Source organism: Xanthomonas sp. BRIP62409, assembly GCF_003992965.1.
GTDB lineage: Bacteria > Pseudomonadota > Gammaproteobacteria > Xanthomonadales > Xanthomonadaceae > Xanthomonas > Xanthomonas euroxanthea.
On record NZ_QEZJ01000015.1, the window covers coordinates 125,819 to 149,137 of the forward strand.

Below are 23,319 nucleotides of genomic sequence, written 5' to 3' on the forward strand. Positions count from 1 at the left end.
TCATCAGCTCCGCAAGCCCACGCCACGGCGCAGCAGCCACAGCGCCAGCGCGCTGAGCACCGCGACAAAGCCCAGCATCAGCGCGTAGGCGACCCAGATCGGCACGTCCGAGCTGCCGAGCAGGCCATAGCGGAACGCGTTGACCATGTAGAAGATCGGGTTGGCGTGGGTGGCCGCTTCGGCCCAGGGCGGCAGCAGCTTCACCGAATAGAACACGCCGCCCAGATAGGTCAGCGGGGTCAGGATGAAGGTCGGCACGATCGCCACGTCGTCGAACTTCTTGGCGTACACCGCATTGACGAAGCCGGCCAGCGAAAAGATGGTCGCGCCCAGCAGCACCGTGGTCAGGGTCACCAGCGGATGCGGGATGCGCACCGGGGTGAAGAACATCGCGATGATCAGCACCAATGCGCCGACCATGACCCCACGCAGCACCGCGCCGGAGACGTAGCCCCACAGGATCACCCAGTTGGGCATCGGGCTGACCAGCAGCTCTTCCACATGCCGGCCGAACTTGGCGCCGAAGAAACTGGAGGAGATGTTGCCGTAGCTGTTCTGGATCACGCTCATCATCACCAGGCCCGGCACGATGAACTGCATGTACGTGTAGCCGCCCATGTCGCCCACGCGCGAGCCGATCAGCCCGCCGAAGATCAAGAAGTACAGCGTCATGGTGATGGCCGGCGGCACCAGGGTCTGGCCCCAGATGCGCAGGATGCGCTGCACTTCGCGGCGCACGATGGTGCCCAGCGCAATCCAGTTGCGGCGCGCGTTGGTGGGTTCGGTCACGGTGTGGATCTCGTTCATGGCTGGCCTCCGCTGCGCGGCTGCGCTGGCGGCGTGCCGTGGGGCACGACAGGCGTGGATGCGGTGGCGGCGGCATCGGCCGGTGCCGGGGCGTCGCCGGTCAGGCGCACGAACAGCTCTTCCAGCCGATTGCTCTTGGTGCGCATCGAACGCACCCGGATGCCGGCGCTGCCGAGCGTGGCGAACACGCGGTTGAGATCCATCGCGCGCGGCATGTCCAGGTCCAGCGTGTGGCCGTCGATGGCGGTGAGCGTGGTGCCTTCGATCACCGGCAGTTCGGCCGGCAGGTCGCCGTCGATATCGAACAGGAAGCCCTCCACGTCGAGCTTGGCCAGCAGCTCGCGCATCGGCCCCTGGGTGACGATCTGGCCGTGGTTGATGATGGCCAGGTTGCGGCACAGGTGCTCGGCTTCTTCCAGGTAATGCGTGGTCAGGATGATGGTGGTGCCGGCGGCGTTGATCTCCTTGAGCACGCGCCACATGTCGCGGCGGATCTCGATGTCCACGCCGGCGGTGGGCTCGTCCAGGATCAGCAGGCGCGGCTGGGTCATCATGGCGCGGGCGATCATCAGCCGGCGCTTCATGCCGCCGGACAGCGTGCGGCTCATCACCTGGGCCTTTTCCCACAGGTGCGAGCGGCGCAGCTCGGCTTCGGCCAGCGCGGCGGCCTGCTCGCGCGGCATGCCGTAGAAGCCGGCGTAGTTGACCAGGATGTCGAAGGGTTTTTCGAACAGGTTGAAGTTGACCTCCTGCGGGACCAGGCCGATCAGGCGCATCGCATCGCTGCGCTGGCCGACCAGGTCGGTGCCGAACACTTCCACCTGGCCGGCGGACAGGTTCACCAGCGAGCTGATGATGCCGATCAGGGTGGATTTGCCGGCGCCGTTGGGGCCGAGCAGGGCGAAGAAGTCGCCTGGCGCCACGTCCAGCGACACGCCCTTGAGCGCCTGGGTGCCGTTGTCGTAGGTCTTGCGCAGATCGCACACACGCAGCGCGGGTGCGGTGGTCGGAGATGGGGAATTCAAGATGTTCCTTCGCGTCAGCGTGACGGCGCAGCGAGTTGCAGGCCGTTATTATAGAAGCCCGCGGGGGCAAGCCCCGATCACAGACTGTCCTAAATACGTTCGTGCCCGTTCAATTCCCCCTCAAGCTTGTCGACCGGCGCATGATCGCGCCCACCGTGGCCCACTGCCAGTTCCTGCGTGACGACGGGCAGCCGCTGGATTTCCAGCCCGGGCAGTTCATCCAGATCCATTTCACTGCCGCCGACGGCACGCCGACCAAGCGCAGCTATTCGCTGGCGACCATCCACGACCACGCGTTCGGACCGGGCGAGGCGGTGGATATCGCGGTGAGCTTCGTGCCCGGCGGCTCGGCCACCGCGCTGTTCGAAGGCCTGCAGATCGGCGACCGGTTGCAGGCCAGTGGTCCCTATGGACGTTTCTGCCTGCCGGCGGGCGACCACAACCGGCGCTATGTGCTGATCGCCACCGGCACCGGCGTCACCCCGTACCGCTCGATGCTGCCGTTGCTGGCCGAGGCGATCGCGACCCGCGGCGTGCAGGTGCTGCTGCTGCAGGGCGCGCGTACGCCGGCCGAGCTGCTGTACGGCGACGACTTCCGCGCGTTTGCCGATGCGCACCCGCAGTTCCGCTATATGCCGTGTTTTTCGCGCGAGCTGCCGGAACAGCCGCATGCCGATGTGCGGCACGGGTACGTGCAGCAGCAGCTGGCCGAATGCGCGCCCGATGCGCAGGGCGATATCGCCTACCTGTGCGGCAACCCGGACATGGTGGACAGCTGCATCGACGCCCTGAAGGCAGCCGGCCTGCCGAACGCGCAGATCCGCCGCGAGAAGTACGTCAGCCCGGCACCGGCAAAGACCTGAGGCTTCCCGCGCGAGGCCGGCGCAGGCCTGGTTGCCCCGGCGATGGCAAGGCCCGCCCACAGCTGGCCCTGCCGGGCCGCTAGGCCGCCGCCAGCGCCGCCCGCGGGCGACGCAACTCGACGGTGATGTGCACCAGTTCTTCGTGGATCTGAAGGGCGGCGCGCACCAGGTCCGCATCGATGTCGGCCGCAGTGACCAGGCTGACCACGCAGGCATAACGATCGCTGCCCACACGCCAGACATGCAGGTCGCCGATGGCGATGGCATGCGGCAGCCCGGCGATGACCTGCTTCACTTCTGCCACCACCGGCGCATCCATCTCCGCATCCAGCAGCACCCGGCCGGTACTGCGCAGCAGGCCCCATGCCCACACGGTGACCAGCACCGCGCCGACGATGCCCATGATCGGATCCAGCCACCTCACGCCCCAGTACATGCCGGCGAGCAGCGCGACGATCGCCAGGACCGAGGTCGCGGCATCGGCCACCACGTGCAGATACGCGGCGCGCAGATTGAGATCGGCATGCCCATCGTGGTGATGACCATGACCATGACCGTCATGCGCGTGGTCGTGCCCGTGGTGGTGGCCATGCGCATGGCCATGCGAGTCGCGCAACCACCAGGCGCAGATCAGGTTGACCAGCAGGCCGATGACGGCGATGACGGTGGCTTCCTGGTACTGAATGGGCCTGGGCGAAAACAGCCGTTCCGCCGACTGGAACGCCATCAGGCCGGCCACGCCCAGCAGCAGCATTGCGCTGGTATAGCCGCCGAGCACTTCGACCTTCCAGGTGCCGAAGCTGAAGCGCAGGTCGCCTGCATTGCGCCGCGCGAAGCGGTAGGCGAACAGCGCCAGGCCCAGCGCCAGCGCGTGCGAGCTCATATGCCAGCCATCGGCGAGCAGGGCCATGGAGTTGAGCGTCCAGCCGCCGACGATCTCCGCCACCATCATCACCACGGTCAGAATGACCGCCTTGCGGGTGCTGCGCTCGGCCAGCGGGTTGGCGCTGGCGAAGGTGTGCGACTGCGCGCAGTGCGGCGCGGCATGCATGATCGACATCGGGAGAGGCCCTGGCTACGATACCCCCCTATGGTATCTCAGGTACCCTCAGGGGGTATATGGCAATGGCGCATCTGAATCAGGACAAATCCAAGCTGCTCGCCCGCGTGCGCAGGATCCGTGGACAAGTGGAGGGGCTGGAGAAGGCCCTGGCGCAGGACGTGGACTGCACGGCGTTATTGACGCAGGTGGCGGCGTTTCGTGGCGCTGCGCAGGGCTTGATGGTCGAGTTGCTCAGCGAGCACTTGAAGCATCACGTCGCCGCGCCCGACGCGCTGAGCGAGCGCGAGCTGGCGGTCGACGACATCGCCGCCATTCTCAGGACGTATCTGAAGTAGGCGCGGCCATCGGAAGCACCGCGCTCGCCACCAGGCGGATGCGGCCGGCGCCAGGACCCGGCACGTGTCATGCGCGCACTGCGGTTCCTGCGCGCCGTCCGCCCTCGCCCGCGTGCACGGGGGCAAGAGCTTGCCGTGCACTCAGCGCGCCGAAGGCTCCAAGGTCATCAGCACCACGTCGTTGCTGCGCATCGGCACGCGGATCTCCACCACGCCGTCGGCACCGACACGTACGCGGCGGTCCTGTTCGGGCGTATCGCGCGTGGCCTGCTGCAGCTGCGCCAGCTGCCGCGGTGCCAGGTCCTTGGGCATGCCCATGTCGATGTACAGCGACAGCGGGTCGTTGCGCCGGTAGCCGGTCTTGCGCACCTGCAGCCGGTAGTTGCCGGCCGGCACCTGCGCCAGCCGGAACACCAGCGCTGCGCTGTCGGTGCTGGGCACTTGCTTGGTATAGAACGGGGTATTGCTCACCGCCTGCACCGGCTGCTGCCAATCCCAGGCCACTGCCGCGATGCGCTGGCCATCCACCGCCGCAAACGCATGCGCATCGCCCAGCGGAATGTCGCGGCCCTTGAGCGCGTGCAGGTACTTGTAGGCGAACCAGGCCGGCTTGCGGATGCCCTCGCGATTCATCAACCCGAAGCCGCCGTGGAAGGGCGTGGGCGGCGGGCCGGGTTCTTCGAACAGATCGGTGTAGGTCCAGTAGCTCATGCCCTGCACCAGGCCTTGCACCTGCTTGAGCTTGGTCAGGATATAGGGCGCGCTGATGTAGCTGTCGTGGACGAAATCGCGCGGCGTGTAGCTGCTGCTCCACTCGGTGAAATACAGCGGCAGATCCGGAAATGGCGAAGCCTGGATCTGCGTGCGCACCCGGCGCACATCGCCGACGATGGCGTCCGGCGATGCCGACAGCTTGACGTCCTGCTTGCCGTCTTCATCGAGAAAGCCGCCGTCCACGCCATAGGTATGCGTGGTGACGAAGTCGATCGGCAGTTTGTTCTTGGCAACATAGGCCAGCAGTTCCGGCACCCAGTCCGCACCGGCGGTGGACGGGCCGCCGACGCGCAGCTGCGGATCGATTGCCTTGATCGTGCGTGCGGTGTTCGCATACAGCTCGAAGTAGGCCTGTTGGTCGGCGTTTTCCCAGAAATCCTTGAGATTGGGCTCGTTCCACACTTCGAAGTACCACTGGCGTACTTCCTCGGCGCCATAGCGCGCCCGGATGTGGCGCACGTATGCATCGATCAGCTGGGTCCACTTGGCCGGGTCCGGATGCGAGGTGTTGCCCTTCCAGTAGAACAGCGTCTGCTCGGAGGTCTTCATCGCGCCGGGCGTAAAGCCCAACTCGACGAACGGGCGGATGCGCTTGGCCAGCAGCGCGTCGTAGAGCTGATCCAGCTTGGTCCAGTCGTACACCAGTTTGCCGTCCACCTCCTTGACGGTGCCGAGCACGTCATGGAACACGTCGTGGAAGCGGATGTAGCGAAACCCCAGCTCCTGCACCGCGGGCACCAGCTGCGCCTGGCTGTCGCTGCGGATCAAGGTGCCGGGAAAGTCCGAGCCGATCGACAGATCGTGGAACCGGTCGACCGGCCCGCCGGCGCTGCCCAGATCCACCTGGATGGTGCGCGGCGCTGGCGCCTGCGCCATGGCAGAGGCCGCCATGCAGCCGCCCAGTGCAATTGCCAACAAGATCTTCAGACGCATTGGCGCTCCCGCCGAGGTTCGATCGGGGGAGCGTAACCCAGCTCGGGTCCCGCGCTGCACGCCGCAGCTGCTTGCGTCTGCTTCCCTGTGGGTTAGACCAATAGGACCTAGTGGCCAGCCCCGTAGTTCAATGCTTTGACCTAGCTCGGTGCCATGTCCCGCTAGCAAACGAAGGGCATAAGGCGCTAGTTTCGTGTAGGCGGGTACCCATAAGGCGCTAGCTCGACCGGGGGCTAACATAATTTCAGCATTATCAGTGACTTGGGTCGATCAGGTGCTGTTAGCGAAGATGCGCCTATCTACGCTTCTACCTTCGGTCTGCAAGTCGTCTGCGTGCCGCGCGTCCACCTACGCTAAGGGTCCAGGTCCGCTTGCCAGGACACAGCTCCTAGCGGGGGCCGTGTCGCCCTGGGTGATTTAACACATGCCGAAAAGAATCTGACGCTGTTGGAAGCTGCCGCCGCCTAAAAATTGTGCCCGCACGTGGGGCGAACACGATCGTGGGCACCCCTGGACACCACGGTGCGGACATTTTGGGGACCCCAATGCACTGACTGTGGTGTCCATGCAACGCATAGTTGTAGCAGCACACAGCTATGCGTCTGATCTGTAACGCTTTGTGCAGTGGTCGGTGTCGTGTCGTCGGAGCGCACAGTCTGTGCACAACTAGCCGATATTGCCGTTGCGCCAGCGCCACCGCCGGTCGACCTCTGCAGTTCGGGAGTTCATCGTTCGCCGTGTGCTGACGAGAATTCCAGCCAGGCGCGCTCCAATGCTTCCAGCACGTGGTTGCCGTGCCTGGCCAAGTAGCTCTCAATCTCTTGCCGGCTGCTCTCGCTGACGGGGAATGATTTGTCAGCGCGCACATCCACTGCCAGATCCGACACCATGTCGTCACGATCTACCTGGGCCAGTAGCCAGCGATGGAACGCAGATCGGGATTGCTGGTAGGCCGCGTTGAGGGACACGGCCTTTGCCGCCAGCATATTGGTGGCGCCTTCTGGTCGGCGGTACCGGCTTCGCCACACCGCGCCGCGCTCGCTCCAGCGCTCAATCGATTCAAGGTACCGCATCTCATGGGACTGCCCTCGATGCAGAGCGGCATTCTCGAAATGATCAGGGGGGCGGAACGAATCGCATCGTGCGCAGTAATAGGTGGACGGATCCTCCTCATCCTGGTCGCCATGCAGATAGTAACGGGTAGCTGCCCGCCCTACCGATGCTTCGGCGGTCACCTTTGGTTGACCGCCAGGTGCACCGCGTGCCTTTGCCAGCAACGACCAGTTGGCGAACCCATGCTCTGCTGCCGCCCGGTCAAGGGCCTCGGCGTGCGTTAGGGAATTCTCGCGGGCAAACTTCTTGGCTTGACGCTTGATGCGGATGATCTGTGCCGGCAAAAGACTATTGGCCATGACTCAATCTCAGCGGTCGCTGCAAGGTCGATGCGTCCACACACCAAGCCAGCGGCGACCTCTGGAGGTCAAGGCGGGTCTTGTGTAAGCCACGCGCTGTCGATTCGACTTCGCCTTGTGGACGGGCGGGCCCGCGCATGGGCCGATGGCAGCTTACACCGGTTCACCAACCTGGGCCAAGGGTCCATCGGCGACCAAGTGGCACTTACTTAGACTTAGGCGCGTATGTGGCTTATAGGATGGTCTACCAATGAAGCGATCGCAGCCCTACTGTAGTTCTGAACATGGCTCGCCAGAGCTAGCTTGGTGGACACCATAGTTCCGGGGAAACTCCGTCACCGTAGTTAGTCCATAGCTGCACTAACTACGGTGTAAAAACCAGACGCCACACCGCTTCCCAACTTGGTAGTCCAACCCAACGGCCGCCTATTGCTAGTCTCGATGAGCTGTTGAGGGATCAGGCGCGGGCATGACTCTACTTGCATGCCGAGAGCAAATCACCGGCTAGTGTGGGTAGTGGTTCCTCACCATGGCGAAACTCCTCAGTACGTGCTTCAGCAAGATCGGCAAGCAGTTCTCGCAGCTAGCTAAAACACTCCCGCAGTCTTGCATCAAACCAACTGTGGCTGCACCAACACGCCAAGTCGGTCCTCGCCGTTACGCGGTGATGTTGCGTGACGAAGTTGAACACCTTGTACTGGCCGATCACCTCGTAGGCCCTGCTCCGCCAGTGCAAGCACACCAAATGCGCGTGCGCGCTGGTGTATGAAGGAATGCTCTAGATCTGCACGGAAGCGCTGAATCACGTTCTGCATATCCTGATGAGTTTGGCGCCAGTAGTCGCCATAGTCGCAATAATCCTGCGTGACGAAGTACTTGCCGGACTCATCGGTTCCCATGGAAGAGTGGTGTAATGCATCGGTCAGCGCAGCCAGCTTGGAGTCAGCACTGAGGATCCAAGTATCCAAAGGCTGCTCATCAACGCTGATGTGATCGCTGGTGATCGCCACATTTAACAGATGCAAGTCGAATGCTCCGTTCAGAGCGGTTCGGTCAAGTTGCTCATAAGTTTGGGGCCAATGCACGTCGCGTCGTCTATCGCGGGCGAAGTTCCTGACGATATTGTCCTGAACAGCTTTGATCGGGCTAACCTCTGCGGCAGGTGGAGCAAATATGAATCTGGCGATGGTGATCTCCCGGATCGAGACGATGTCTATCATGCGGCGATAGAGGCGCACGAAGTGTCGAAACTTGGCCAGTGGCGTAGCGGACGCAAGGTCTCGGCCTACCACAAGTGCAAGTAGTAGCGCACCAAAGGGAAGGGACAAGAGCAGCTGATGATCAATGCCTAGCTTACAAAAGCTGCGGTTCGCGTCGACGGTACCCACCTCGTCTGGTATCGGATGTTCTGGATGGGCATCGCCCCAGTTCAGGCCAAATTGACGGCCGAACGTGTCCAGCAATGAGATTCCCTCTGTTGTTTCTCCTCTCTTCATTTCATCCAAACCGAACTTTGGACTGAAGTAGTAGGTCAATCCCTGTTTGCTGCATTCGCGCAGAAATTCAATTAAGGGTCCAAGCCGATCGCGTGCCCTCTGTGTGCGCAGTGGGTCGTCTCGTCCAACTGCATCGATCATGTCGATGACGACATTGGTGTCAGGAATCAGCTGTGTGTCAACGCCTTTTGCCTGGTTTTCCCGCATTCTCTCAAGCGTGAGTGCAGGAAGATCACCCGGGAGGCGCTGAGCTTTAATGCAGGCGATGTCGCCAAATGTGTGAGCCACGGAATCTCCCTATAAGTCTTTGCGGAATAGCATGCCTCCTCCGGACGCCCGCTTCCTAGTGACCACGGACTAGACGCGATAAACAGGTCATTGCGTGCCTAGTATAGATCGCCAAACGCAACCATTGGTATCATTCCCACATCAATTGCTTAGGGGCTTGTGGCCTGAACGAGGGCGGCTAAATCTTCTGCCATATCGATCGGCGCTGATCCCCCAAGCTGCTTGTTACTCGAGATTAGCCAGATAGCCTGCGCCCAACCGTTGGGATCGCGAGGAAGATACGATAGCAGCTCGGCAATCTGCGGCTTGAGAGTTGTAGCATCGAACTGAAACGTTGGATATATGCGCTGGCCCCAGACGGGGAGCAGGATACCCAGTAACTTGCCCTGCGCTTCCAGCTTTGTGATATTTCTTGGATCATCTAGGCGGAGCAAGCGCGAGACCTTGCGCGCATCGAACCAATCCGGAAATCCGGATGAAATGCGTTCCTGTAATGCCGCCAGACGCTTCCACTCTTCGTCCCAGACGCGTAGAAAAGCTTGGGACGTGTGCTGATCTGGTGAGGTGATGTCGCCCCCAGGTCGTGCCAATGCGACATCGTGCTGTTTGAAGCCATCTTCTATGAGTAGTGCCGCCATATCTGACGCTGATTGAGCAGTCACGATGTCACCGCTTGGATAGCGGACCAGTAGTCTTGGATCGTTCTCTACTGAAGCCCTCCCCACGATGGCCGGGTTATGGCCATAAACCCACACCTCCACCTCGCCATGGTCATCGACCGTCGTCCTTTGTCGGCTCCAAACGTCGGGATGCTGGATTTGAAGCTTGACCATAAGCTCTGTACGTAGCTCTAGGCTCTTGGTAGTTCTGAGACTGATTCCGTCTAAGGTAATGCCGCCGGGCGTCGCATCTATTGAGTACTGAGCTGTGAGATCGGACAGGATCTTGGCAAATCTACCAACGTCCTCTTCAGAGTATCCGCCGATGCTCCGCGCATAGAAGTGGGATTCGTAGATGCCACCTTTTCGAAATGCACTCAGCAGTGACGCAGAGATGCCTATCGTGTCGGCGGCATCTCGTTCATGAATAGGGGCATATTGCGAAATCTTGTATTTCTCAAGCCACCGCGGATCAACGATGAGATTGCGATTTAGCCGCCTGTAGTCTGTCTGCACAGAAAGTGCGTCGTCTTCTCGCATTCCTTTGACCAATGCCCTTGGATCGGCATTAGCCTCAAGTGCGACGTCTAAGAGGGCGCCCCAAGAAGTCGCGATCGGACGACGAACACGGTCTCCTCTGACAAGTTGCTCGCGAGAAAGGTAATTTTCACCGAAGCGATAGAGCTGATCCCTTAAAAATCCGAATTCTATGGGGCCAGCGGACGCCTCTGCGGTGGATAACGTGTTGAGCGCCCAATGGAATGCTTGTCGAAATCCCGCACCATCCTTGTCTTCCAGCGCCTCCTTCCCATACCGCAGGGCCAGAAATCGTTGAAAGCCGCGAGGCCAGTCGTCCAATAGTTCAGCCACCTTTTCAAGCTGATCAGCCGTGACGTTCCGGCCCCTCTTGCGACCTTCAAGTAATACGGATCCTGTCGGCGTGTACTGTTCCGATAACACGACAATCAAGCGGCTAAGCGCATACGGGGTTAGATGTGCCAAGTGTTGCATCTGTGCCGGATACGGTCGTACATCAATCCTTCGATAGAGCGAGGCTTCTATGGCCTGGACTAAACGTGCTAGAGCGGGCGGGCTGACCTGGCCATGGTGTCCCTGCTTGGTAAGATCTGCACCGCAGGAGCACTTGCCCAGAGTCGGCCTATTCCACTCCAAATCGCGGTCGCAGATTTCGCACTTTTGAAGCAGCCGCAGACCGTGACGCGGGCACCAACCGACGAGATCTAAGTGCCAGGCTGCCTCATGTCGGCCGCCCTCCGCTATGCAGGCTGGGCAGATCGCAAAGATATCCATGCGCAGCTGGCTAGTGTGGATAAGCTGGCCCACCAGTCGCGACATGAGGCGCGAACTACGCTTGGGGCCCTCAAAGCATAGGCGCTTTGCCACACTGAGGGGCAGACCGGACAGCTCTTGAAGCAGCGCTGGCGTCACCTGTTTGAAGCTGTTCTTACCGACGCTGATTAGGCCGGTAAGCAGAAAAGAAGGACGTGGGTAGCCGTTGTGGGCACACAGGGTGTGGAGATAGCCCGTGACACATTCGGTTGCCAGTGGTGCTGGCGTCACCACCAGTCTCATGCAGCGCCTCGCAAAGCTGCCCTGACTTGGCGAACAGAGCGCTTGGCTTTTCGCTTGGCCTCGGATTGGCTGGGAACTGACCGGTCGGATTCGTTGGAGACCACCTGGACCTCGCCGCTGTGATCGGCGTAACTATCCTCGCTGGCGATAGCAATTACCTGGTCGAGCAAGTGCGCGCTACAGTGCTCATCTAGGCGCGAGCAAAACGGGCCTCCTTCGTGAGGGAAGCGATTGGCGTACCAGACAACCTCAGCAAATGCTTTACCCAATGCCGCGCATGAAATGTCATGGCTACCACTCTTAACAGCATTTCTGACAGCACGATCCAATAGCTTTGCCACGATTCCAATGCGTCCGGCAGTGGCCAAGTACATACGGAGCGCCATCGGTGCGCTAACCAAATCTGGCAGCTGCACGGAAGACAATTGCGACTGGAAGGCCTTGAGAACAGCGCGAAATTGCACGCGCTGGTCAACCTGGCGCCAGTCAAACGTGGGCAAAATGATAGGTGCATCGAAGCGCTCGCGAAGTTGGCGGTTACTTTGAATAACGGAGGCAGATTCTGGCAGCCCTGCCGCCACCAAGGCCCACTGCTTGCTATCTACCATCGTCTTGAGCCAGTCAGCAGTACTGCGTAGCTGCTTCTTCTGTCCTTTATCAGACAAATGCTGAAACTCATCTAGAATGATCATTCGGCAGCCAACACTTTCCAGAAGGGTGAGCACCCGATGGGTCTGATTGGTCTCGGAGCCGCGGTGCCAGTGCGGATCACCTAGGGCGCGAAGTAACCGCTCTAGCAAGCCTTTAACCGTACCTTTGTCTGGCACTTTGACGTACACCACCGCTTGCCGACTTCCCTCGCATGTAACTTTTCGCCCGTGCTGCTGGATGAAATCCTCCAAAAGCGTCGATTTGCCCGTTCGGGTATCACCTACGATATGTAGACAGATGGGGTTGGCCGAGCTCCCGACGGACCTCAGGGCATCGCGCAGGGCCTCGTACCCCAGGGTGTAAGCTGCGTGCTCAACTCGGATTGAGGCGACCAGGCCGAGGAGGTTCTGAGGATCATTCTTCGGCATGACTGGCCCCCAATGTAGAGATGACGCGACGACTTGCAAGATCAGGGATGAGCTCTTCTGCCTCTGCCCCGATCTGAAAGCTCGGCCTCTCCACTTCCGCTTGTGTTGGCAGGGAGGGCGACTCAGATAGCGGCGCACCGGGGACTGGGCGCGCTACTTTTTCTGCAACAACGGCTCCCGTCTCCTCGAATCGTCCTACGACGTTGGACAGAGGCTTGCCACGCTTGCGTTCCTGCTCCAACGTTCGTCGTATGCGTTCGCGTGCATCAAGCAGAGCGATGTCTAGCCCGTCGTCTTCGCTGATTCGCTGCTGATAGCGTCTACATACCAGGTGCTGCCAACGAGTTAGGCCGGCAGCGTAGGCTTGGTTCAATGCCGGCACTCGGATGATCTCCGTCGAGTTGGGCACGACCACAACGATGCTACCAATGTCTTCATCCATCACCTTGATTTCGACCGTGATCTCGCTGCCATGGAGTTCACGCAACAAGCGTAGATCGCGGCTGTTATATAGCAGCCCGGAATACTCAATTCCTACGTGGGTTAGTCGCCGGGTATCGCTACGACTGAAGGCGCTCTCGACAGCGAGCGATGAAGGCGGCAACCAGCGGTCGACTCCTGAGATTTGCTCACGCCACGCGCCTGCGGGGCTCATGCCGATCCCACGGTGTTTTTTTTGATGATAGATGTCGACGATCCAAGTCAGCACGATGCGCTTCAGCGCAGACAAGCCAACTATCGCGTGCTTAGCCGAGTCATAATCGCACTTGTCAACCACGTTCGAGAATGTCTTCCCGGGTAGCCAGTTGATAAGGCCTACGTTGAGCGTACCGAAGAACCGCTCGATTTTGCCTTTGAACCAAGGCTTGCGACGCGGGCAGAACTGCAGAACCATGCCGAAGCGACCGATTGCATTGTCAAGGGTGCCAGCGTGGAACTCCAGCCCATTGTCTGCGACAAGGATTTCAATGACACCCCAAGCGTCCCAGCCGTTCGTCAGATCAGGGCAATCAGCTAATAGCTGAGCCTTTGGCATGAGGGCACAGCGCACTGCCCGGCTGACGCTGACGACGCTGGGTTCTTCGAAGCCAATATTGAAACCCAAGATATAACGGGTCGCCTCATCGAGCACCAGGGTTAGCCACGGCCTCCCGAGCGGGAGTCCGGTGTTGTCATCGACAACCATCACGTCCATTCGGCAGTGATCGATGTCAGCCCGCTTCAGAGGAGCACCTGCCTGCGGCCCCATGCCGGCAGAGCGGAATTTAATCTCAGCGTGTCGCTTTCCGTAGCGTGCTGCACAGACGTCGTAGGGATTCAGCCGGCCTATCTTGTGTTTGAGATAAGCGAAGCCAGGTCTGGCCAGACGTTCACTTGGCAATCGCATTTGATTAAGACGTGCGATGCGTCCGCGCAAGATCTCTAAGCAGCTCGCGATTGAGGGGCGCTCTGGTTGCAGATACGTTGTATCGAGCACGTCGTCGGCTAGAGCGTCGACCTCATTTCCGAAGCGAGACTTCTCGTTTCCCTTTTCATGGAACCGATCACACAGGGCACGAATGTCTTCACCTGCATCAAAGTATCTTCTTCGCCACTTCGCCACGGTCGTGAAGTGGGGAGGACCACGAAAGATCTGACCTTGCTTCCACAACCTCTTGTCATTATGGATTTCCTCTATCAGCGGCCTCGCAATTGCTTCTGTAAGAGGAGTGCGTTGAAGGCGACGCACGTAGAGAAATTTTGCTTGCGCTCGCTGCCACAGGATCGACGGATAGGATTGACGAAAAGCCTCTATCGCTGCGTCCTGATACGCACTCGCGCGGGCCGTTGCAGCACCGTCATTAGAAATTCCGGCGACGTGGAGCTTACCTTCTGTCCAATATGAAAGTAGCTGATCTACCGTTTTTTCTTGCCAGCTTCCAGTGGAGATATTCTCGAAGGTCCACAGATCAGGCTCTACCTTGCGCATGAATCGATACTCTTGGCCCTCTTGGAAGAATCGCTGACCAACCTGAAAAAAGCCACTCACCATGGGAGCGCTCTCCCCATCCGGTCGTGGCTTGGAAGCGTTACCGGGGTTAGCGCGGTGAGGGGGCTCGATCGATCGACTAGAAGGGTTCCTCGGATCAGCTCATTCGCTATCCAGACTGCGTCCTGGCTTTCAGTCTTAGTCCATCCGAAATCGCCAAGAAAATTGTGACACCGTTGGCGTACCTGCTCATACGCATGCAACGACCAAAGCGTGTTGGCTGCTTCGCGTCCCCTGCGTAGTAGTACCTGCGCATTCGACAACCAAGGTCCGCGGTGGACCTCGGACTCGGTGAGCAACCGATAGCCCCAGCCGTGGCGTGCAAGCTGATGTGTTAGCGTATTTGTACGACGCTCGGTCTCTTGGTCAACCGTATGCGTATATTTAACCTCAATGAACTCCCGGGACCGTTGCATTTGCATGCAGAAGTCCGGGATATGCCGCTGCCATTGTCCGTATTCGAAATAGTGGATAACAACAGGCTGTTCACCGAAGTAGGTAACGCCAGGCGAAGCATCGAGAAGTTGCCCTACTTCGACCTCTAGTAGGGATTCGCATTGCACGATGCGGTTGAGCTTGATGGACCAAAACTTATACACCGGGCGCGGAGCGCCTCGATGCACGAGGCGACGGACACGTATCTGCGCGACAGCCGGGGGTTCGATGTACAGCTGGTAGCCGGGGACACCGTTGTTGGGGCAGCGTGGTAGATCTGCCCAGCGTGTATTGCTTGAGATCGGATTGGGTGCTGGCATTGGATCGTCCTGAAGCCAATACCTCCCCATAAAAGGGGAGATATCTGGTTTGAGGGGATCCGGGCAAACGCCGCCCGCCACGCGATCAAAGCGTGTTGACATGGGGCGGTCGCCTCATGCAGTCTTGCAGTCAAGCAGGGTAAGCTTCACTGCGTTTTGGGCCTCAGTTCTTTGGCGAGAACTGGGGCCTGTCTGCCTTCAGGGCCCGGAGTTGTGTGGTACGCGCACGTAATTGGCCTAGTTCATCTGATTTCACCTCTCATGTTGGGTGTGGCTCATGTACCTCAGCTCTCGAATTTCTTGAGAATTAATCAGCTTTGCTCCTGCGCCGCCTCCTCACGATGTGGGCGATTTCCAGCAGACAAGGCAGTAAGGTAGTGAGCAAGTTCCTGCGGCGTTGTCCACCAGCCGCGGCGATTGGCGATTCGCATCATGGGCAGTTTTAGGGTGCCTTTTCGGCGCGCCTTGGTTAGGGCATTGGCGCTTGGATAGCGAAGTACCTGGGCTGCATCTGCTGAGTTGAGCAGAACCCCATATTCCTCGAGCAATTTCGCTTCGATATCGGCCGAAGACGGTCTACGCATGCCGGTTTATGCCCATAAGCATCTTTCAAGCGACTATGAAGCCCCAGAGATTGGGAAGTCAACTAAGCTATTGATTTCGCCACAAATACTTGGAAACAGGGCGGCATTTCCTGCATGAGATTGTGGTGGTCGAAGGGTTGGTAAAAGAGGAAGATACAACCTGCTCTACCGCCAATTTCTGCTAGTAAAGACATGCCAACGAAGTGCGGCATCTCAGGCGAGATGTGCCGCATCTCTGTCGTGCACATGCCCCCCGGCGTCAATCACGGCTATCTGTAAGAGCGCTTCTTGCATCTGCGAACATAAATGAAGGCCTTGGAAGCGGTGATACTCTCCTGTTGGCCGAACGTGGACACCCCGGTGCGCGGAGGATTAGGATGCTGATCAAGTAAATTCTGACGGTGCGGCCCCAAACATAGGCGGGGGGAGTGCACCTTCGGGTAAAACTGAGGCGTGCTAGCTATGGGGCCAACGCACGTCCGCCTGATCGGTTGGACTGCCTCTGCGTGCGCACTAGATTTTGGCGCGGATCGTCATTGTGACGTGGGACATACGAGTTGATGTCACGGCAGACTGATATTTTTGATGTTGGCCCCAGCCGAGACGGCGACCAGTTTCATTACTCACGCGCGTCCCGCCTTTGCCTGGAGCTTCTCGAAGCCTCCTCCGACCTCAAGGTCGTGTCTGTTGAAGGCATTTCAAAGCAGGACTCCGTCAACGCGGGCATCGAGTCCATCGACCTCGCCCTCTACTACGGCAGTGACAGTCTGCCCACGGCACGGCTCGTACGCTATCGCCAGCTCAAGCATTCGACACTTCACGCCGACAAGGAGTGGACAGCGAGCGGCCTGCGAAAGACGCTCAAGGACTTCGCTGACCGCTTTACTGCATTGGTCGTACAATTCGGTATCAAACAGGTCTGTGCGCGGTTTACTTTCGAGTTCGAAACCAACCGCCCACTCTCACCTCGTGTGTATCAAGCGCTAGCGGAGCTGAGGCAGGGCACTCAGGGGCGCGACGCCCACTATATCTGCCGTGTGACCGGGTTGACGTCTGCTGACCTCCAGGCGTTTGCCTCCCTGTTCCTGCCTATCACGCGCGTCGAGGGATTTCTCGAGCAGCGTGCGTTACTCAACCGTGATCTACGGGCCTACCTCCCGGATAACGACAAGGATGCTGCGATCGCGCTACGCGAGCTTGTCGCACGCAAGGCCACGTCTGAATTCAAGTCCAATCACGAGATCCGCCGTGAGGATGTCTTGGACACCATCGGCGTCCGCCTAGATGACCTGTTTCCGGCGACGAACGTCATCGAGTCGCCTCCGGTCGTCGTGCCTCGCGCCCAGATGTCGGATCTGGTCAAGGCGATTATTGAGTCGCCGACATCGATGATCGTGTCGGCCGATGGCGGCTATGGCAAATCCGTCGTCGCCACCCAGATCGGGGACGCGCTACCAGGCATCGCCTTCGTCTATGACTGCTTCGGCAATGGCGGGTACCGAAGCGCCACCGGCCTGAGACACCGCGCGAAGGACGGATTGGTCCAGCTAGCCAACGAAATGGCTGTTAAGGGCCTGTGCCACCCTCTGATCCCCACACCTAAAGCGGACGACGCTGCTTATGTGCATGCGTTTCTGGCGCGGGTCGCCCAAGCCAGCGCCGCTTTGCGGAGTCAGGCCACTGATGCGTACCTCGTTCTGATTTTAGACGCGGCGGACAATGCGGAGATGGCAGCCGAAGAGTTCCACCATCCGCCCAGCTTCCCGCGTCTGCTGCTCACAGAGTCCTTTCCCGATAATGTTCGGCTGGTGCTCACCTCGCGCCCTCATCGGGTCGATAAGCTCCAGCCGCCACCGGACGTGGTCCGCTTTGTGCTCGATGGGTTTACCGAGAAGGAGACTGGGGATTTTCTCAGGACCCGTTTTCCGGACGTGCGAGAGGTGGACGTTCGGGAATTCCATCGCCTGACATCGCGCAATCCACGCGTGCAGCGCACAGCGCTAGACCTGGACTCGGCAGCGTCTTTGGCGACGGTCCTGCGCAGCTTAGGCCCATCGCCTCGCACGGTCGACGACACCATTGGCGACCTACTGGAGCATGCCGTAGGGCAGGTCCGGCATGTCGCAGCAGCGGTCGAACGGCTTCAGATCGACCGTATCTGCGCGGCGCTCGCTACGCTGCGTCCGTTCGTGCCCGTCGGAATTATCGCGTTAACAGCGGGCGTTGACGAGGGGTTGGTCCGGAGTTTCGTCCATGACCTCGGCCGACCGCTGTTGCTTCGTGACGACTCCGTCCAGTTCAGGGACGAGCCGACGGAGACATGGTTCCAAGAGCACTTCAAACCGGGCCACGAGGAACTCGAGGCATTCGTCCGCCGCCTGAAGCCGCTCGCGCGGGAAAGCCGCTATGCCGCGTCGGCGCTTCCCGCGTTGATGTTGAGCACGGATCGCTTCGATGAGCTGGTTCGACTCGCACTGGACGACGACGCACTGCCTGAGAAGGACGAGATCGCCCGGCGTGACGTCGAGTTGCAGCGGCTGGAGTTTGCGACACTCGCCGCGCTTCGAGCGCGCCGTTACGCCGATGCCGTCAAGCTTGCATTGAAGGCCGGTGGGAGGGTGGCGGCCGATGCCCGACAACAGACGCTTCTGAGCGGAAATGTGGATCTTGCATCGCGGTTTCTGGACCGGGACCAACTCCTGGAGCAGGTATCCAGGCGTCAGATTGTCGGCGGTAGCTGGACTGGCTCTGAGCATGCCTATGAGGCAGCGCTACTTTCAGGACAAAAAGGCCTGGAGGGTGAAGCACGTGCCCAGCTGCGCTTTGCTTATGACTGGCTCGGCCATTGGCTGCGGAACCGGAAGGAGAGTCATCACCGAACCTCGGTCAAGGACAACGATATCCTTGAGCTGGAATGGGCGGAGCTGAATGTCCATGGCCCTACCCAGTGCGCCGCCCAGTTGCGGCGATGGCAGCCGCGCGAGCTCTCTTATCGCGTGGGGCGGTTGCTCGTAGAGCGCCTGGTCGACGGAGCGCGATGGGCGGATGCCGATGCCCTAGCTCTGGCAGCCGGCAATGATATCGGGCTGGTTCTCGCGATAGCCGACGAACTCAGGACAGTCGAGCGGCATGTGCCGAAAGCCGCCGCTGCACGCACTGTGCGCCTACTCTTGCATTCACGAGTCAAGCTCGATGCGCCGGGCGACTGGCTAGGCGAGAGCACGCGACTTGGTACGGTTGCGTCGATTATCGATACCGCGCGGCACTACCGTTTGGCGTCAAAGCGTGCACTCGCCGGCCTCTTGCGTCGGTACTTGCCTAAAGGCGCGTCTCGCACTCTCGAATCGGAAAATCTCCACGACGATCGGCTTGCATTCCTGCGAACGTATGCGTTGCTGGCAGCGCTTTTGGGTAAGCCGCTGACGCTCGAATTCATCTATGGCGCAAAGCGCAAGTCGCGCAAAAAACCGACGAGCGATAATCGCTTCAGCGGCCGGGGATTTGAGAACCTCAAGGTGTTATTGCCGTGGCACGAACTGAGCGTGAAGGTCCGTTCCGGCGCAATGTTGAAAGGCGAATTTGAGACCGCATTATTGGCGGCGCTGGAGCAATGGACCCGCCATCGACGCGACATCTACCAGGACTGGTCAGCAACGGCGGACGAGGTCGCTCGGCTATGGTCCGAATGCATTGTTTTGCTTGGAGGAGATGAGACGCTCTGGGCACGCCTATTACAATGGCAGGAGGGCCTACGGATTCCACTTTTCATTCCGATCCTGGCAGACCTCGCACGCCGGGCGGCATTGACGGGCGGCCCCGCACATATCGTCCTTTCCTTTGCCCACAAGGCTCGGGGTAGGATCGGAGAGGACTCGGAGCTCGCTGAATCCATGGCCGACAGCTTCGTCCTCCTAGCGCGTGCCGTGCTGGGGGCCAGAGAGGATGAGGCCCTGCAGTATTTCAATGAGGCCGTTCGTGTCGCCAGCAAGATCGGGCAGGAGAACTTGGAGCGATGGCATGCCCTCTTGTATCTGAGCGATGTCTGCGCCGCAGATAGGGCCGATGACCCGCGCCTAGCGTATCGATTCGCCCGTGCGGCCGAGCTAACACGATCGTACGTCGATCGCGACAAGCACTTCGATTGGGAGCACACAATCGAGGCGATCGCCACGCTGTCGCCGAGCACAGCGCCGGCAATCATGAGCCGGTGGCGCGATCGTAGATTCGGCGAGCCAGAGCGGTTTTTCCCTCAGCTCGTCGACGTCCTGTGCAAGCGTGGTGACCTGGATGGTCGGGATGCGGCAGCCCTCGTCTGTTTCGAAGGCTACTGGGATTGGCCGGGCCTGGTCACGGCCGCGCTCGATGCGGCCGGAAGCCGCCCTGAGAAAGACAAGCTGCTAGCGCAGTTCTACCGATTCCTGCGCTTCTCAACGAGTTCCAGACGGTTTCTAAAAGAGGTAGCCAATGTGGTCCAGGCACGGGATCTGAATGCCCAGCCTTTTCGCGAACTGGAAGAGCGCGCCGAACGGTCTGAATCGGATCCTGACTCATACCAGTCATCTGTGACGAGCGGGCGCGAGTCCAGTCCGGACTGGGACGCAGTGTTTGCAGGTATCGATCTCGCCAGCGCGTCGGGCCTCCTCGAAAGCCAAGCGCGAATGCCTGAGCGCCGTTTCGGGCGATGGCGCGAGGAATGGATCGGCGAAGCCATAGGTCGCGTGCAGGTAGGCAGGGAACGCGCGTTCGTCGAGAGCCTCGAGGCGGTTGACGATTGGAGTCCCTATGCCGTCCGTGGGCTTCTCGAACAGATCCCTGCAACTTGGATGGATGGACTTGCGTCGCGACAGGCATTGGCGTCGTTCGTTCGGCGCATGGCCCGCGACCATGCCACTTCGCTCGAGGTCAACCGTCATTACCAATCCTTGTCCTACGAGCTTGTTTTTGAGAAGACAGGGGTTTCGCGCCAAGAGCTGTTGCGGTGTGCGCTGGAGGCGATCGCCGAGACAAGCCTGCCGACTACGTCGCGCGATTTTTTCCAGCTCGTCGCTGTCCTTGCTCAATTCTTGAATCCTGTTGAAGCGCGATCCGCGCTGAGCTATGGCCTTGAGCATCTTGAGGAGACACTCGGCTGCGAGCAAGGTGATGGGCCGTGGAGCCCACGCTTGGCGCCTACCGGGGGCTGTCGCCAGAGCATCGCAGGCTATATCTGGGCCGCTCTCGGGGCAGTTGAATCGGGGCGCCGGTGGCAGGCGGCGCACGCGGTCCGGGCGCTATGCTTCTTGGGTCGCGATGCGCTCCTCGCGGATATCCTCGAGCTCTCGACAGGCGGCGATGCGTCAGCGTTTACAGACGCAAGCTTCCACTTCTATCGAATGCATGCGATCCAGTGGTTGCTGACCGCTCTCGACCGCGCTTCGCGCGAAAGCGGGGATGTTGTCTCGCGCCATGCCGCTTGGCTTGAGTCTTTCGCATTGCGGCAGAATCGTCATGTTATGTGGCGCGGTATAGCAGCTCGCGCCCTGTTGGCGTTAGCCGATAGGGGCCACGTTCCTGTGACTCCTGTGGCCCGAGATGCGTTAGTTCGGATCAATGCGTCCACGCTTCCGACCCAGTTTTCCGCCTATCACACCCGGTCACACCGCAGTCCGCCCCGTTCGGACGTCGTATGCGAGTTCACCTTCGGCTACGACTTCTCGAGCAGCTGGATGGAGTCGTTGGCACGGTGCTTTGCCATAAGCCCCAGAGAGATCGAGGTCGAGGCATGCCGGGTCATTCGCGAGGACTGGGGGCTCCAGGAAAACGGCCACTACGATCGGGATGCGCGCGCTCTGTGCGGCCAATTCAAGGAACACTCTAGGCGCCGCGAAAGCGAACTGGGCGAACAGGACAACCTTTCGTTCTATCTTTCCTATCACGCCCTGATGGAGACTGCAGGACAGCTACTGAAGACACATCCGCTCCATGAGGACCCTGAAAGTTCATGGGGATCATTTTCCCATTGGCTAGAGGACAAGGCTTCGCTCGATGCGAAGGGCGACTGGCTGGCGGACCGCAGGCAGATGCCTCCGGCGGATGCCATCGAGTTCCCAGCACACAAAAAGGGCGCGTGGCCCGCCCCTCCGGCAAAGAATTACGCGCTTTCGCGTCTCATGGCCCAAGTCGGGGCGGTGGTTGTTGCAGGCCGGTGGACGCAGTACGAGGGGCGCAACAGCGAAACCCTCCGCGTGGTCAGCGCATTCGCGTCGCGGGCCCGCGCTGGCGCACTGTCCCGGGCCTTGGCGACGACCCGGAACCCTTACGACTACGCACTGCCCGAATTCCAGGACACTCATGAGATCCATCACGGCGACTTCGTTTTGGAAGGGTGGGTGACGGAGTCAGGCGCCGAGTCCGGCGCTGATTCAGATGATCCGTGGACCGGCGGATTGGCCCGACGCTTTCCGGATCTCGCCGGGCCCGTGGCGGCTGAACTCGGAATTTTCCTGAACGAAGCCTCTGGTAAGTGGCACCAAGATGACGGTACGTGCGTGGCCTGGGTCGAGCGGTGGAGAGAAAGCGCCGACGATGAGCGTGGGCGCACTCCAAGTGGGGGACGCCTCCTGGTCGACACACAGTTCCTGCAGAAGATCCTGGGTCGGCAGGAGCAAACGTTGATCCTTGAAGTCACCTGCCATCGCCAAGTGGTCCCCTTCAACTACGAAAGCAGGAGTGAAGATGTTGAAGAAGAACGCTCGACGAGCATCATTACTATCGAAAAAGCGAGAGCACCCTACATTGTCGGCCGCGACGTTCGCCCTCGGCGAAAAGCTCGTCGTCGAACTAAAGCTCGCTGAATCGACCGACACGCTCGCGCGATGGATGGCGCATTACACGGCTGAGCTGATGGTACGCGCTGAGCACGCCGATCTGCCCGAGCGTGATGAGGTTCAGCAGCTGTGTGCGCGCGCTATCCTGGAGCTGTGGGCACAGGCACGGGCTTTCACCGCAAAGCGATCGGCTTTCGAGTCCATTGACCGGGTGATCGAGGTCATCGACTCCCTGCATCCGGAGGGTGGACCGCATTATCGCAACGATCTCTGGCGCGCCCTTGATGCACGTGCGACTAACGGGGACAGTGAAGTCGAGGAGCTTCTGACGACCGCCTTAGGGATAGATGGTGCGGCTCGCAACCTCATCCACTATGTCCTTACGCAAGCCGCGCATGCGGCGGGGCGAGACAGCGCCGAGTGGTTGGAGCTGGCCCAACACCTGGACGAAGAAGACCCTCTCACCGAACTTCGTATTAGGATCGTGAGGGCAGGACGGGAGGAGGCAGAGCTCGAAAATTATCGTATCGAGCAATTGGAGAAGCGCATCGCGCAGCTCGAACACTTTGCTGTTGCGACTCAAGCACTCAAGACGAGCCTTGTGGAGTCGTTGGCGGCTGCTAAAAGCGTTAGTCACGTGCTCGTCGAGGAGCGTGAGTAGCCCAACGTCTAGCTACCGTGCGAACACCGCCCCATTTGGGTCGTTGGCGCCTATCTCGAACTATCCAAAGCTGACAATGACAACGACAACGGCCGCTATTGGCCGAAGCGGACGTGCCGCAAACCTGCCCAATCGCCAGCAGTAGGTGCACTTCAAT

General features: G+C 60.1%; 15 protein-coding genes. 4 read left to right on the forward strand and 11 right to left on the reverse strand.

Going from position 1 to position 23,319, the window contains the following annotated elements; all coding sequences use genetic code 11:
• Positions 1-3: 3 nt before the first annotated feature.
• Positions 4-807 (reverse strand): ABC transporter permease, encoded by an 804-nt coding sequence (locus tag EO170_RS05120; protein ID WP_104584169.1) that lies wholly within the window; start codon positions 805-807, stop codon positions 4-6.
• Entirely contained in the window at positions 804-1,832 is a 1,029-nt protein-coding gene (locus EO170_RS05125) for an ABC transporter ATP-binding protein (RefSeq protein WP_241235952.1), read from the reverse strand. The genes EO170_RS05120 and EO170_RS05125 overlap by 4 nt, the downstream gene beginning before the upstream one ends.
• Positions 1,833-1,867: 35 nt before the next feature.
• Between EO170_RS05125 and EO170_RS05130 the strand changes: the two genes are divergently transcribed.
• Positions 1,868-2,695, forward strand: coding sequence for a ferredoxin--NADP reductase (locus EO170_RS05130; protein WP_164740911.1), 828 nt, complete (start codon positions 1,868-1,870; stop codon positions 2,693-2,695).
• A gap of 79 nt (positions 2,696-2,774) precedes the next feature.
• On the opposite strand, the gene dmeF is transcribed toward EO170_RS05130, so the two are convergent.
• The gene (gene dmeF, locus EO170_RS05135; protein WP_126942982.1) at positions 2,775-3,755 is read right to left on the reverse strand and encodes a CDF family Co(II)/Ni(II) efflux transporter DmeF; all 981 of its coding nucleotides are present in this window, start codon (positions 3,753-3,755) and stop codon (positions 2,775-2,777) included.
• A 65-nt stretch (positions 3,756-3,820) separates the two neighbouring features.
• Between dmeF and EO170_RS05140 the strand changes: the two genes are divergently transcribed.
• Positions 3,821-4,093, forward strand: coding sequence for a metal/formaldehyde-sensitive transcriptional repressor (locus EO170_RS05140; protein ID WP_104584178.1), 273 nt, complete (start codon positions 3,821-3,823; stop codon positions 4,091-4,093).
• A 141-nt stretch (positions 4,094-4,234) separates the two neighbouring features.
• Here EO170_RS05140 and EO170_RS05145 read toward each other — a convergent pair whose 3' ends face one another.
• From EO170_RS05145 to EO170_RS05180, 8 genes are all read right to left on the reverse strand, one after another.
• Entirely contained in the window at positions 4,235-5,800 is a 1,566-nt protein-coding gene (locus EO170_RS05145; RefSeq protein WP_126942985.1) for a beta-xylosidase, read from the reverse strand.
• Positions 5,801-6,525: 725 nt separating this feature from the next.
• On the reverse strand, positions 6,526-7,212 hold the full coding sequence (locus EO170_RS05150; RefSeq protein ID WP_126942988.1) for a YozE family protein: 687 nt from the start codon (positions 7,210-7,212) through the stop codon (positions 6,526-6,528).
• A gap of 611 nt (positions 7,213-7,823) precedes the next feature.
• The gene (locus EO170_RS05155; RefSeq protein ID WP_126942990.1) at positions 7,824-8,996 is read right to left on the reverse strand and encodes a hypothetical protein; all 1,173 of its coding nucleotides are present in this window, start codon (positions 8,994-8,996) and stop codon (positions 7,824-7,826) included.
• 149 nt (positions 8,997-9,145) lie between these two features.
• On the reverse strand, positions 9,146-11,248 hold the full coding sequence (locus EO170_RS05160; RefSeq protein WP_126942992.1) for a TniQ family protein: 2,103 nt from the start codon (positions 11,246-11,248) through the stop codon (positions 9,146-9,148).
• Positions 11,245-12,327 carry a TniB family NTP-binding protein gene (locus EO170_RS05165; protein WP_126942995.1) on the reverse strand — a complete coding sequence of 361 codons (1,083 nt, stop codon included), beginning with the start codon at positions 12,325-12,327 and terminating at the stop codon, positions 11,245-11,247. The genes EO170_RS05160 and EO170_RS05165 overlap by 4 nt, the downstream gene beginning before the upstream one ends.
• Complete coding sequence (locus EO170_RS05170) at positions 12,314-14,359, reverse strand: DDE-type integrase/transposase/recombinase (protein WP_126942998.1); 2,046 nt, start codon at positions 14,357-14,359, stop codon at positions 12,314-12,316. The genes EO170_RS05165 and EO170_RS05170 overlap by 14 nt, the downstream gene beginning before the upstream one ends.
• Positions 14,353-15,213 carry a TnsA endonuclease N-terminal domain-containing protein gene (locus tag EO170_RS05175; protein WP_126943000.1) on the reverse strand — a complete coding sequence of 287 codons (861 nt, stop codon included), beginning with the start codon at positions 15,211-15,213 and terminating at the stop codon, positions 14,353-14,355. The genes EO170_RS05170 and EO170_RS05175 overlap by 7 nt, the downstream gene beginning before the upstream one ends.
• Before the next feature lie 209 nt (positions 15,214-15,422).
• On the reverse strand, positions 15,423-15,695 hold the full coding sequence (locus tag EO170_RS05180; protein ID WP_126943003.1) for a hypothetical protein: 273 nt from the start codon (positions 15,693-15,695) through the stop codon (positions 15,423-15,425).
• 560 nt (positions 15,696-16,255) lie between these two features.
• Between EO170_RS05180 and avs3a the strand changes: the two genes are divergently transcribed.
• Both avs3a and avs3b read left to right on the forward strand, forming a co-directional pair.
• The gene (avs3a, locus tag EO170_RS05185; RefSeq protein ID WP_126943006.1) at positions 16,256-22,528 is read left to right on the forward strand and encodes an AVAST type 3 anti-phage nuclease/ATPase Avs3a; all 6,273 of its coding nucleotides are present in this window, start codon (positions 16,256-16,258) and stop codon (positions 22,526-22,528) included.
• A complete protein-coding gene (gene avs3b, locus EO170_RS05190) occupies positions 22,470-23,162 on the forward strand; it encodes an AVAST type 3 anti-phage proein Avs3b (RefSeq protein WP_126943009.1) in 693 nt (230 codons plus the stop codon). Before avs3a ends, avs3b begins: the two co-directional genes overlap by 59 nt.
• The last annotated feature ends 157 nt before the right edge of the window (positions 23,163-23,319 follow it).